Origin of the sequence: Pantoea sp. DY-17, assembly GCF_019795975.1 — a bacterium.
In the GTDB taxonomy this organism is placed as follows: domain Bacteria; phylum Pseudomonadota; class Gammaproteobacteria; order Enterobacterales; family Enterobacteriaceae; genus Pantoea; species Pantoea leporis.
The window spans coordinates 538,064-551,734 of the sequence record NZ_JAIMIG010000001.1 but is presented as its reverse complement, the minus strand read 5'-3'; the positions used below and the strand labels follow the sequence as shown (position 1 = coordinate 551,734).

Below are 13,671 nucleotides of genomic sequence, written 5' to 3'. Positions count from 1 at the left end.
TTTGCATAAATTAAAAATTATTTATTGTAATAAATTCAATAATTTAAGCAGCACTCAGACGCATTTACGCTTCGCTTATCAGCGACCTTCCGGTCAAATATGATCCACATCAATTTCTGACCTATACTCCTTTGTTAATATCTTTACAGGCAATTTTTGGAGAGCGTTAGTGTGAAAGCTGACAACCCTTTTAATTCATTATTACCGGCGGCAATGGCGAAAGTTGCAGAAGAAGCCGGCATATATAAAGCTACTAAACGTCCTTTAACCACCTTCTTCCTTGCCATCACTGCTGGCGTATTTATCTCAATCGCATTTGTCTTCTATATCACTGCGACCACCGGAAGTGGAGCAATGCCCTACGGCATAGCAAAACTGATCGGCGGTATCTGTTTCTCGCTCGGTTTAATGTTAGTCGTGGTGTGCGGTGCTGACCTGTTCACCTCAACTGTTTTGATCGTGGTGGCAAAAGCCAGCGGCCGTATCACCTGGCTGCAACTCGGTCGACACTGGTTGACGGTCTATATCGGGAACCTGTTTGGTGCGCTGTTCTTTGTCGCGCTGATCTGGTTAGCCGGTGAACACATGGTGGCGAATGGTGCCTGGGGTTTGAATGTCCTGCAAACCGCTGACCATAAAATGCATCACACCTTTATTGAAGCAGTGAGTCTCGGCACGCTCGCCAACCTGATGGTTTGCCTGGCGGTGTGGATGAGTTATTCCGGCCGCAGTCTGATGGACAAAATGTTTGCGATGATCCTACCGGTGGCGATGTTTGTTGCCTGCGGTTTTGAACATAGTATTGCCAACATGTTCCTTATCCCGATGGCCATCGTTATCCGTGATTTTTCCAGCCCGGAATTCTGGCAAATGGCTGGTGCAAGCGCAGCACAGTTCCCATCACTAAGCGTTAGTGACTTTATTGTTAACAACCTGATTCCCGTGACCATCGGCAACATTATTGGCGGCGGATTATTAGTCGGTTTGACCTACTGGGTAATCTATCTGCGTGGCGATGAGCCGGTGCATTAATGAATTGGTACGGGCGTGCTGAGTCAGCGCGCCATACGTCAAAGTCTCCCTAAATAAGGCAGGTATATCATGTCCGAACTGAATGAAAAAATGGCGTCAGCCTGGGAAGGATTTAGCGCCGGCGAATGGCAGAACAGCGTCAATGTCCGTGACTTTATCCAGAAAAACTACACACCGTATGAAGGCGACGAATCCTTCCTCGCTGGCGCGACGCCGGCCACAACTAAGCTGTGGGACAGTGTACTTGAAGGCATCAAAATCGAGAACCGCACCCACGCGCCGGTAGATTTTGACACCGATCTGGCTTCAACCATCACCTCTCATGATGCCGGCTACATCAGCAAATCGCTGGAAAAAATCGTTGGCCTGCAAACTGAAGCACCTTTGAAACGTGCCATCATCCCGTTTGGCGGCATCAAAATGGTTGAGGGTTCTTGCAAGGTTTATGGCCGCGAACTTGATCCCGCGCTGAAAAAAGTCTTCACTGATTACCGCAAAACCCATAACCAGGGCGTGTTCGATGTTTACACCCCTGACATCATGCGCTGCCGTAAATCAGGCGTGTTGACGGGTTTACCGGATGCCTATGGCCGCGGTCGTATCATCGGTGACTATCGCCGCGTTGCGCTGTACGGCATCGATTTTCTGATGAAAGACAAAGTTGCGCAGTTCAATTCTCTGCAGAGCGATATGGAGAATGGCGTTGACCTCGAAGCCACCATTCGCCTGCGTGAAGAGATCTCTGAACAGCACCGCGCACTGGGTCAGATCAAAGAGATGGCTGCGAAGTATGGTTCAGATATCTCGCTGCCCGCTACCAATGCTCAAGAAGCCGTTCAGTGGACTTACTATGGCTATCTCGCGGCGGTGAAATCTCAGAACGGTGCGGCAATGTCCTTTGGTCGCGTATCCACCTTCCTTGATGTGTATATCGAGCGCGATATTCAGGCCGGAAAACTGACTGAAGAAGAAGCACAGGAACTGATTGACCATCTGGTGATGAAACTGCGTATGGTGCGCTTCCTGCGTACGCCTGAATACGATGAGCTGTTCTCTGGTGACCCAATCTGGGCAACAGAATCACTGGCGGGTATGGGCGTCGATGGTCGTACTCTGGTGACTAAAAGCACCTTCCGTTTCCTGAATACGCTTTACACCATGGGGCCATCTCCGGAGCCAAATATGACCATCCTGTGGTCAGAAAAACTGCCGGTTAACTTTAAGAAATACGCCGCAAAAGTGTCTATCGATACATCTTCATTGCAGTATGAGAATGATGACCTGATGCGTCCTGACTTCGACAACGATGACTATGCTATCGCCTGCTGCGTTAGCCCAATGATTGTCGGTAAGCAGATGCAGTTCTTCGGTGCGCGTGCCAACCTGGCAAAAACCCTGCTGTACGCAATCAACGGTGGCGTTGATGAAAAACTGAAAATGCAGGTGGGTCCGAAAGAAGCACCAATCACTGACGAGATTCTTGATTACAACATCGTGATGGAGCGCCTGGATCACTTCATGGATTGGCTGGCTAAGCAGTACGTCACCTCCCTGAATATCATTCACTACATGCACGATAAGTACAGCTACGAAGCTTCACTGATGGCGCTGCACGATCGTGACGTTTATCGCACCATGGCCTGTGGTATCGCGGGTCTGTCTGTTGCGGCTGACTCACTTTCTGCCATCAAATACGCCAAAGTGAAAACCATCCGTGATGAAGATGGTCTCGCAGTAGACTTTGAAATTGAAGGCGAATATCCGCAATTTGGTAATAACGACTCTCGCGTTGATGACATGGCGTGCGATTTGGTTGAACGTTTCATGAAGAAAATTCAGAAACTGCAAACCTACCGTAACGCGGTGCCAACTCAGTCAGTGCTGACCATCACTTCTAACGTGGTTTACGGTAAGAAAACCGGTAATACGCCAGACGGACGTCGTGCGGGTGCGCCATTCGGTCCGGGTGCTAACCCAATGCACGGCCGTGATCAGAAAGGTGCGGTGGCTTCACTGACCTCCGTCGCGAAACTGCCCTTTGCTTACGCGAAAGACGGCATCTCTTATACTTTCTCCATCGTGCCAAATGCGCTGGGTAAAGATGATAACGTGCGTAAAACCAATCTTGCTGGCCTGATGGATGGATATTTCCACCATGAAGCCAATATTGAGGGCGGTCAGCATCTGAACGTTAACGTGATGAACCGTGAGATGTTGCTGGATGCGATGGAACATCCTGAGAAGTATCCGCAGCTGACCATTCGCGTATCCGGTTATGCTGTGCGCTTCAACTCGCTCACCAAAGAGCAGCAGAAAGATGTAATTACCCGTACGTTCACTCAGTCGCTGTAATCGTAGTTCACTGAGATTGAAAGGCTCCTGCGGGAGCCTTTTCTCCACAAGTCCGTTTTGCCAGTTTGCTGGTGCTGGCGACCTGGCAAAATCGACTTTCACTTTTAGAGCACAACATAGATTGTGCTGCCTGATATTCAGGCTCACCTGGAGAACTCATCGCAATGTCAACCATCGGTCGTATCCACTCCTTTGAATCCTGCGGCACCGTTGACGGCCCAGGCATCCGCTTCATTACCTTTTTTCAGGGCTGCCTCATGCGCTGCTTGTATTGCCATAACCGCGATACATGGGACACGCATGGCGGTAAAGAAGTTACCGTTGAAGAGTTGATGAAGGATGCGCTCTCATATCGTCACTTCATGAATGCATCTGGCGGTGGCGTGACGGCGTCGGGTGGCGAAGCGATCTTACAAGCGGAGTTCGTGCGTGACTGGTTCCGCGCTTGCCAGGCAGAAGGCATTCATACCTGTCTCGACACTAACGGCTTTGTTCGTCGCTACGATCCGGTGATCGATGAATTGCTTGATGCCACTGATTTGGTAATGCTCGATTTAAAACAGATTAACGATGATGTGCATCAGATTCTGGTGGGCGTTTCCAATCATCGTACGCTGGACTTTGCGCGCTATCTGCAGAAGAGAGGCAAACGCACCTGGATCCGCTTTGTAGTGGTGCCTGGCTACTCCGATGATGATGACTCCGTTCATCGCTTGGGTGAGTTTACCAAAGATATGGATAACATAGAGAAGATCGAATTGCTGCCTTACCACGAGTTAGGCAAACACAAATGGATCGCCATGGGCGAAGAGTACAAGCTGGATGGTGTTAAGCCGCCGAGCAAGGAAACCATGGAGCGAGTGAAGAATATCCTCGCCAGCTACGGCCATGAAGTGATGTATTAACCGCAAACAAAAGGGGAACCACCGGCTCCCCTTTTTACTATTTCATGGGAATGCGTTAAGCATGTGCGACAGGAGTAGCCTGATGATCGGCTTTGCGCAGTAACATCACCAGATAAACCAGTGCAACTGCAGCAATCATCACAAACAGCAGGCGGTCAGAGTAATTCTGCATCAGCATTGACGTCATTCCCGGCCCCACCAAACTGCCCACGGTATAGCTAAACAGTAACGCCTGATTCATTGCCACTAACTCATGATGCGCGACGGTTTCGCACGCCCAGGACATCGCCACCGGATAAAGTGTAAAACCCGCAAGACCCAGCACAAACAGCGCTGGTGCCATCGCAGTATCACCTAACATAGCAATCGCACCCAGGATAACCACAAACACTTGCACACGCAGTACCATCAGGCGACCAAAGCGATCGGCTAAACGTCCTACCGGCCACTGACCGACGATGCCGGAGCTGACCAGTAACGCCATCCAGTATCCGACGTTTGCATCACTCATGCCCTGATGTGACAGATACAATGGCATCAAGCCATAAAGTGAGCCGAGAACGATACCGGAAATAATGCAGCCATTGATGCCAAGACGAGAACTACGACGACGCAACATAACCCAAAGGCGCCCCGTTGAAGCTTCTTCTGTCGCAGCGCTGGAATTGACATGCACAAATACTACCGGCAATACCGCACAGATAATCAGTGCAGTCACCCATGGAATCACGTGGAGCAGCTCGGTTGACACGCGGCTCACCAGCAACTGGCCTGCAACAGTGCCGAGGTAATAGATGATCATATAAGCCGCCAGCAACTGACCGCGATTACGCACGGTACCGCTGCATAACAAGGCACTCTCAACCACCACCCAAATCAGTGCACAACCGACACCTGCGGTAAAGCGCAGTAATGTCCAGCTATAGAAACCATCCAGTATCACCATGCCCATGGTCGCTACGGCAAAAAGCACGCTGGCGAGGTAAAAACAGCGATTAAAACCATAACGAGTAATCAACCAGCCCGCGAGCAAGGTGCCCAGCAAGTTTCCGGTGTAATACGATGAGCTAGCCATTCCCACTTGCCAGGTTGGCAATTGATCATGGGTAAGCCAGAGCGGTACCAGCGTATTAAGCACAGCGATAGACACCGTCATAAGCATTAAGCCGCAAAGCAGCAAAACGACGGGGCGCGACCAGGTTGACATAGGGAATAAAACCAAAAGAAATGACGATAATTGCGCGCAGTTTGCCATCCGCTATTTTAAAGTCAATGTGCAAAAATTCGTCGCCGCACGATTTGCAGCGGAACAATTTATTTTTTTTATCTTCAGAGGGTTAGAGGCATGAGGAGGGATACAAGTCTGGCATCTATCTATTTGAATTTACGATTTTTAATGATTAATAGCCATTTATTGTCGATAACGTTTATTTCTTATTAATTCCGACTAAAAAATAATTATTTTGCCGCTTAAGAAACAAAAAACCCGGCATTGCCGGGTTTATATAATTGCGCGTTGATTAGCCAACGAATTCCAATCCGCCCATATAAGAACGTAGTACTTCTGGCACTTCAATGCGGCCATCTGCTTGCTGATAGTTTTCAAGCACAGCCACCAGAGTACGACCCACTGCCAGACCAGAACCATTCAGCGTGTGCACCAAACGCGGTTTCTTGTCGGTTTTGCTACGGCAGCGCGCCTGCATACGACGAGCCTGGAAATCACCCATGTTGGAGCAAGAGGAGATTTCACGATAGGTGTCCTGTGCTGGCAGCCAAACTTCCAGGTCGTAAGTCTTGGAAGAGCCAAAGCCCATATCGCCGGTGCAAAGCAGCACTTTACGGTATGGCAGATTGAGCAACTGAAGCACTTTCTCTGCATGGCCCACCAACTCTTCCAGTGCATCCATGGAGGTTTCAGGCGCCACAATCTGCACCATTTCCACTTTATCGAACTGGTGCATACGGATTAAACCACGCGTATCGCGCCCGTACGAACCGGCTTCAGAACGGAAGCATGGTGTGTGCGCAGCAAGTTTGAGCGGCAAAGATTCTTCTTCAACGATCTCATCACGCACCAGATTGGTCAGCGGCACTTCAGCGGTAGGGATCAGCGCATAGTTGCTGCTACCCGCTTCTTCGCCCAGCGGCTTAGTATGGAACAAATCTTCACCAAACTTCGGCAGCTGTCCGGTGCCATACAACGTTTCCTGATTCACCAGATAAGGAACATAGGTTTCAAGATAACCGTGCTGCTGCGTATGCAGATCAAGCATAAACTGGCTAAGCGCACGGTGCAGACGCGCAATCTGGCCCTGCATCACAATGAAACGTGAACCCGTCAGTTTCACTGCGGCGGCAAAGTCCAGACCTTTGGCGGCTTCACCCAGCTCAACATGATCTTTCACCGGGAAATCGAACTGGCGCGGCTGGCCCCAGCGGCTGACTTCCTGGTTCTCGCTGTCATCTTTACCCAACGGGACTTCGTCAACCGGGAGGTTTGGCAATGCGAGGGCAAAGTCACGAATTTCGTTCTGCAGGGCATCCAGTTCTGCTTTAGCCGCATCCAGGCGTTCGCCCAGCGCGTTCACTTCCTGACGCAGCGGCTCGATGTCTTCCCCACGTGCTTTGGCCTGACCGATGGATTTGGATCGGGAATTACGCTCAGCCTGCAGATTTTCAGTTTCTACCTGCAAGACTTTACGACGCTCTTCAAGCGAACGTAAGGTTTCCACATCCAGTTTAAATCCTCGGCGTGCCAGTTTTTCTGCGACTGCGTCTGGCTCGTTACGCAGCAGGTTGGGATCGAGCATGCTAATCCTGTGTAATAAAAGGTTGATTGAACGAATGGCGGGACTTGCATCCCTATGGAATGCAATGAAATCCTTGCTCACCTTACCGTAAGGTGTTTATCAGCGGTAGCGTTTTATCGGGCTATTTTGATCCTGCTCAGCCAGCCAGGCGAGTTTTTCGCCAATTTTCCCTTCGAGCCCGCGATTAGTCGGTTGATAGTAGCGCGTCTGCGCCATTTCAGGCGGGAAATAGACTTCGCCAGCGGCATAGGCGTTAGTCTCGTCGTGCGCATAACGATACTCTTTGCCCAGCCCCATCTCTTTCATCAATTTGGTTGGGGCGTTGCGTAAATGTTCCGGCACATCGTAGTCAGGAAATTCGCGCGCATCGCGCATCGCGGCTTTGAAAGCGGTGTAAACGGCATTACTTTTGGGTGCACTGGCAAGGTAAACAATCGCCTGCGCAATCGCCCTTTCGCCTTCGGCTGGACCGACGCGCGTAAAGCAATCCCAGGCCGCTAGCGCAACCTGCATGCCGCGCGGATCGGCGTTACCCACATCTTCCGAGGCGATAGCCAGCAAACGGCGTGCGACATACAGCGGATCGCCGCCTGCGGTGATGATTCTTGCATACCAGTAAAGTGCCGCATCAGGTGCTGAACCGCGAACAGACTTGTGCAGAGCGGAGATCAGATCGTAGAAACGATCGCCTTTGTTATCAAAACGCGCCGCTCTTTCACCGGAAACTTCGTTGAGTAATTGTGGCGTTAATTCACGCTGGCCTTCGGCATTGCTTTCAGCCATATCCGCCATCATTTCCAGCGTATTCAATGCCCGACGTGCATCACCGTTCACCAGTTCCGCTATCATACGGCGCGTATTATCCGGCAGCACAATATCGCTTTTGCCATAACCGCGTTCGTCATCCTGCATCGCCTGCAGCAGAACCTGTTCAATATCTGCAGTGGTCAGAGACTTGAGTAAATATACGCGGGCACGGGATAGCAGCGCCGAGTTGAGTTCAAACGAGGGATTTTCTGTGGTGGCACCAATAAACGTAATGGTGCCATCTTCAATATGCGGCAGGAAAGCATCCTGCTGACTTTTGTTAAAGCGATGGACTTCGTCGACAAACAGGATGGTGCGTCGACCCACCTGACGATTTTGTCGGGCACGCTCGATCGCTTCACGAATCTCTTTCACCCCAGAAGTGACAGCAGAAATGCGTTCAACATCAGCTTTACCGTAATGGGCGATAATCTCGGCTAATGTCGTTTTCCCTGTCCCAGGCGGTCCCCACAAAATCATCGAATGCAGATGCCCGGCCTCAATGGCGCGCGGCAGCGGTTTACCGGGCGCCAGCAAATGCTGTTGCCCAATGTAGTGTTGCAGCGTCGCCGGCCGCATACGCGCGGCCAGCGGCTGAAACTCATTCGTTGGAGCGAAATCCAGAGACAGGTTACTCACCTTGACCTCACTGACGTTGATCGTCCACCGTTACCCCTTTTGGCGGCGTAAAGGTGAATTTGTCTGGGCTAATAGCGCCGTTGTTTTGGCTCTTCAGCTGATAATCGCTGTGCTGACCATCTTGCTCAATCGCGCTGAACTTATTGATGGTGCCAGACGATGTCACATTGATGGTGAACTGCTTGAGGTTGCCATCACTGCTCTTTGGCGTTAGCTCGAAGTTATCGCCCTGCTGCTTGATGTTGTACTGTTTCCAGTCGCTTGGCTGGTTACGCGCAATCAGCATAAACGGCGTATTACTGGCTGCATTTTGCAACAGGCTAACGCTGGCTTGTTCAACGAATGGATTGTAGAACCACAGATTTTTGCCATCAGAAATAATTACGCTTTCATCCGGCGCTGTCATGTGCCAGTTAAACAAGCTTGGGCGCTTCACCCACAGCTCGCCTTCACCATCCTGCACGTTGGCGCCGCTGCCATCGGTCACTTTCTGACTGAAGCTGGCATGGAAGCTGTTCACTTTATTAAGACGCTGCTGCAGATCGCTGGACGCATCCGCCAATACTGATGCGGAAACAAAACTGGCCAACAGGCCACAGGCAATAACGCGTAATTTCATCTGATTCGATTCCTTATTTATTGTTTCCCGACACTTACAGCATTAAACGTAGTTGCCATCCTGTCTCTTCGACAGGAGAAAAAGCCGAAAGCTCCCGAAGATATGGGGATCGACCAACAGATAAACAATGGGCCAGTGTTAACTGGCCCATAAGCAGACAACTGCACGCGATAAATTACATCTCGTGTGGCGGCGGCGAAAGCACTTCGCGGTTGCCGTTATGTCCCGGTTCAGAAACGATGCCCTGCGCTTCCATCTGCTCGATGATACGTGCGGCACGGTTATATCCGATACGGAACTGGCGCTGAACTCCAGAAATGGAGGCTCGGCGTTTTTCCACTACGAAAGAAACCGCCTGATCAAACAGCGGATCCAGCTCTTCATCGCCCATCATTCCGCCAGCTGCGCTCTCGCTCTCTTCACCAGCAGTAATGCTTTCGATGTATTGCGGGCGACCGCGTGCTTTCCAGTCCTGAACCACCGCATGCACTTCCTGATCGCGCACGAATGCACCATGCACACGTACAGGCATTGAGGAGTTTGGCGGCATGTACAGCATGTCACCCATCCCCAGCAGCGATTCTGCACCGCCCTGATCGAGGATGGTACGTGAGTCGATCTTGCTGGAAACGGTGAAGGCGATACGCGTCGGGATGTTGGCTTTGATCAGACCGGTAATCACATCAACCGACGGGCGCTGTGTCGCCAGCACCAGGTGAATACCCGCCGCTCGCGCTTTCTGAGCCAGACGAGCAATCAACTCTTCGACTTTCTTACCGACCGCCATCATCAGATCGGCAAATTCATCGACCAGCACCACGATATAAGGCAGTTTTTCCAGCACCGGAGGTGTGGTGTCCATGCTATCGCCCGGTTTCCAGAACGGATCCGGAATCGGTCGACCCATCGCGGCAGCCTGCTCAATCTTCTCGTTATAGCCGGCCAGATTACGCACGCCCAGCGCAGACATCAGTTTATAGCGACGCTCCATTTCACCAACACTCCAGCGCAGCGCATTGGCCGCATCTTTCATGTCTGTAACCACTTCGGTCAGCAAGTGAGGGATGCCTTCGTAGACTGACAGCTCGAGCATTTTCGGGTCGATCATGATAAAGCGCACTTCTTCCGGCGTGGCTTTATACAGCATGCTAATGATCATGGTGTTAACGCCCACTGATTTACCGGAACCGGTGGTACCGGCAACCAGCAAGTGCGGCATTTTCGCCAAATCAGCCACCACCGGCTGGCCAGCAATGTCTTTACCCAACACCACTGCAAGCGGTGACGGGTTTTCACGAAATTTAGGGCAATCCAGTACTTCGCGCAGATAAACGGTTTGACGATGTTTATTTGGCAGTTCAAGCCCGACGTAAGGCTTGCCTGGAATCACTTCCACCACGCGCACGGCAACCGCAGACAGAGAACGCGCCAGGTCACGCGACAAGTTAGAAATACGGGAAGCTTTAACGCCTGGCGCTAAATCGAGCTCGAAGCGGGTAATGACCGGACCAGGTGAAATACCTACAACCTCGGCCTTCACTCGATAATCAGCCAGGCGTGCTTCAACCAGCCGCGCGGTTTGCTCCAGCGCAAACATATCCACCGGCTCTTCTTCTGCCGGTGGTGACGTGAGCAGATCCAGCGTGGGCAGCGGCGTAGAAGGTTTTTCCAGCGGCTGTTCATGGCGAACCAGGAACGGGTGGAACAAGCTGTCCTGCACAGGCGCAGCAGGTTTCACTGGTGCAGGCGGCGCAGAATAAGCTTCCTGTTCCGGCGACGACCATGGGCTGGATTCAGCACTCAACGACGGCATTGCCGCTGGCTCCGGCGCAGCAGGTTGTTGCCACGGCGCGGGCTCTTCCGGCTCTGGCGATGCAGAAATAGTGAACAGTGGCTCGCTCGGGCTATCGTCGACCAAATCTTTCATTGGTGAAAAATCAAAAGCAGACGACGTATCCAGATTAAATACCGGTGCTTCCTTCACTTCAGGTTCGGTATAGCGTTGCTGCTGCTGATCGGCGAACTGACGTGCAAGTTGAGCCTGCTGCAATGCATCCTCATCATCAGGCTCAGACGCTCCCTGCCAGCTTTCACCGTAACGATTCTGCTGCTGCGACGCGAAGGCATCACGCAACTGCGCCTCTTGCAGCTCAACATCCTCTTCCTGTGGAGGAACGCTGTAAGACGCAGTGACTTCTGGCTGTTGCTGCTCAGCATCTTTAGCCTGCTCTTCCGCCATGCGCTGCGAAGGCAACTTAATACCGTACGAAGCTAACTCGCGTCGTGTTGGCAACTTAACTTTATTTGGACGCGGCAACTCTGGACCAATGCCCTGCTTCACCTGCGGGTTGTAATCACGCTCAGGTACGATATCGAAGGCAGGTGAATAAGCAGCAGGTGATGTCGCTGCTTTGACTGCTCCAGCGGCAAGTGAAGCGGCGGCGAGACTGTTTAAAGGTGCAGAAGATGAAGCGGCATCCTGCCAGTTGCCCATGCTCGGGCCCTCATCATCATCAGCCGGCGAAAACGGTGAAGGTGCTGCTTCACCTGGCATCTCGAAACGATAGAGCGGAGCAGAAGGCTGCGCGATTGGTTGTTGCGCTGCAGCAACAGGCTGAGGAGCCGGAGTCGACTGAGCCGTGGCTTCGGCAACGCGTGGCATTGCGTCGGGTTCGGCAGATGCGGCTGGAGCAGGCTGCATAGCAGCTGGAGTTTGCTGTGCGGCTTGCGTAGTAACCGCAATTGCAGCGGCAGTTGCCGCACTCGCCTTCGCCAGCAGCGGATCGTCGCTCAACTCCGCAGCAACCGGTTCGCTCACCATGCGCGGTTTAGCTAACAACACATCATCGTCGTCATTAACGGAGTGTGCAGCATGCATCGGAGGCGACACCTCATCAGCAAGCTCTTCGTCGTCGTATTCTTCTTCCTGCCAGGGTTCGTCATGTCGTGAACGGTTGCTGGCAAAGGTCAGAATACCCATCACCACGCCGCCGATCTTCTCGGCAATCGTCAGCCATGACCATCCGGTGTAAAGCGTGATGCCGGCAGCCCAGACGCACAGCAGCGTCAAGGTGCCGCCAGCCGAACTGAACCACGGTGCCATCGCATTGCTGACCAGGCTGCCGATTACGCCGCCGGAAGCAAAATACCAGATGTCATCTACGTTGAGCGCCGCCAGACCACAGGTCGTTACCACCAAGGCCAGCACGCCAATCAGGCGTAAACCAACGGCAAAGTAGTCGATGTAATCCTGACGATCACGTTGGCGGAAGGTGATCCAACACAGACCAATAATGACGGGAGGAATGGCGTAGGCCATCACGCCAAAGATGAACAATAGCGTATCGGCCAGCCATGCGCCGACGCTACCACCCAGATTATGGATAGGTTCGTGCCATGCGGTTTGTGACCAGCTTGGATCTGACGGGTTAAAACTAACCAGCGACACCATCAAATAGATGGCGAACAAGGCCACAAGAATGAGCAACGCTTCCAGCAGACGACGTCCACTGCTCAGCGGTTGTAACGAAACATCTTTATCTTCTGTATATTCCTGGCTCAAGAGAACTCTCCAGGTGCCTGTAAATTAAGAAGGCAACAACGTCGGGCATGCCCGACGCTGGTCCTGTATGAATTCACAGGAGTGTACCGAAATCCTGCAAGCTTTGCACCTGCCCTGCACTACCGGGTTTTGATCACCAGACGATTGCTCTGTTTGACCTCTTCCATCACCACGTAAGTACGGGTGTCGTTTACGCCCGGCAGACGCAGCAAGGTCTCACCCAGTAGTTTACGATAAGCGGACATATCCGGTACGCGGGTTTTCAGCAGGTAGTCAAAATCACCGGAAACGAGGTGACATTCTTGAGTTTCCTCAAGTTTTTGCACGGCGGCGTTAAATTGTTCAAACACATCTGGCGCACCACGATTCAGAGTAATCTCAACGAAAACCAGCAGTGAAGCATCCAGATAATGCGGGTTGAGCTGCGCGGTGTAGCCCAGAATGAAGCCTTGACGCTCGAGGCGGCGCACGCGCTCAAGACATGGAGTTGGCGATAATCCAACACGTTTGGAAAGCTCGACATTAGAAATTCGACCGTCTTTCTGCAGTTCATTCAGAATATTTCTGTCGATACGATCTAAATCTTTTCCGGGGCGTTTCTTATTGTCTACCATTATTATTGTCTCTCTTAATTCCTTCCCTTTACCTGCCACACCCTGAAAACGCTCATTGTTCAGGGCCTTACTGAAGTGAAGACCATAAGCCTGTGCAGTAACGCGTCCATCCGTATGACGCATGTTGTCTGTCCACATCATGCGTCACTACCAATGTCAGGCTGAGTTTATTCGGCTAAACAGCCCAAAACAGAAATGAAATTCTGTTTTGAATCGCTAAATATTCTCTGCTTCTCCCAATGTTTTCGCAAAAGCGCAGGCGATTGTCAAAGTAAAACATCCAAATTCAGTACAAGATGCCAGATAGAGTTCTGGGTTGCTGTTTTTA

Annotated in this window: 9 protein-coding genes; 3 read left to right on the top strand and 6 right to left on the bottom strand. The window is 51.7% G+C overall.

The window, feature by feature from the left end; all coding sequences use genetic code 11:
• The first annotated feature begins 171 nt into the window (after positions 1 to 171).
• The 3 genes from focA (at position 172) to pflA (ending at position 4,289) form a co-directional block, all read left to right on the top strand.
• The gene (gene focA / locus K5Y33_RS02650) at positions 172 to 1,032 is read left to right on the top strand and encodes a formate transporter FocA (RefSeq protein WP_101760961.1); all 861 of its coding nucleotides are present in this window, start codon (positions 172 to 174) and stop codon (positions 1,030 to 1,032) included.
• A 69-nt stretch (positions 1,033 to 1,101) separates the two neighbouring features.
• Positions 1,102 to 3,384: a formate C-acetyltransferase gene (gene pflB, locus K5Y33_RS02645; protein WP_222233204.1), complete on the top strand. Its 2,283-nt coding sequence runs from the start codon at positions 1,102 to 1,104 to the stop codon at positions 3,382 to 3,384.
• Between the two features lie 164 nt (positions 3,385 to 3,548).
• Complete coding sequence (gene pflA, locus K5Y33_RS02640) at positions 3,549 to 4,289, top strand: pyruvate formate lyase 1-activating protein (RefSeq protein WP_101760963.1); 741 nt, start codon at positions 3,549 to 3,551, stop codon at positions 4,287 to 4,289.
• A gap of 55 nt (positions 4,290 to 4,344) precedes the next feature.
• Here the strand turns inward: pflA and K5Y33_RS02635 are convergent, their stop codons facing one another.
• From K5Y33_RS02635 to lrp, 6 genes are all read right to left on the bottom strand, one after another.
• Positions 4,345 to 5,496, bottom strand: a complete 1,152-nt coding sequence (locus tag K5Y33_RS02635; protein ID WP_110865841.1) for an MFS transporter — start codon at positions 5,494 to 5,496, stop codon at positions 4,345 to 4,347.
• Positions 5,497 to 5,809: 313 nt separating this feature from the next.
• Positions 5,810 to 7,102 carry a serine--tRNA ligase gene (gene serS, locus K5Y33_RS02630; protein WP_222233203.1) on the bottom strand — a complete coding sequence of 431 codons (1,293 nt, stop codon included), beginning with the start codon at positions 7,100 to 7,102 and terminating at the stop codon, positions 5,810 to 5,812.
• Between the two features lie 99 nt (positions 7,103 to 7,201).
• The gene (locus tag K5Y33_RS02625) at positions 7,202 to 8,548 is read right to left on the bottom strand and encodes a replication-associated recombination protein A (protein ID WP_222233202.1); all 1,347 of its coding nucleotides are present in this window, start codon (positions 8,546 to 8,548) and stop codon (positions 7,202 to 7,204) included.
• A 7-nt stretch (positions 8,549 to 8,555) separates the two neighbouring features.
• Positions 8,556 to 9,167, bottom strand: a complete 612-nt coding sequence (gene lolA, locus K5Y33_RS02620) for an outer membrane lipoprotein chaperone LolA (RefSeq protein ID WP_008102417.1) — start codon at positions 9,165 to 9,167, stop codon at positions 8,556 to 8,558.
• Positions 9,168 to 9,342: 175 nt separating this feature from the next.
• Entirely contained in the window at positions 9,343 to 12,729 is a 3,387-nt protein-coding gene (locus tag K5Y33_RS02615) for a DNA translocase FtsK 4TM domain-containing protein (RefSeq protein ID WP_222233201.1), read from the bottom strand.
• A 119-nt stretch (positions 12,730 to 12,848) separates the two neighbouring features.
• Positions 12,849 to 13,343 (bottom strand): leucine-responsive transcriptional regulator Lrp, encoded by a 495-nt coding sequence (gene lrp, locus K5Y33_RS02610; protein ID WP_006118610.1) that lies wholly within the window; start codon positions 13,341 to 13,343, stop codon positions 12,849 to 12,851.
• Between the last annotated feature and the right edge of the window lie 328 nt (positions 13,344 to 13,671).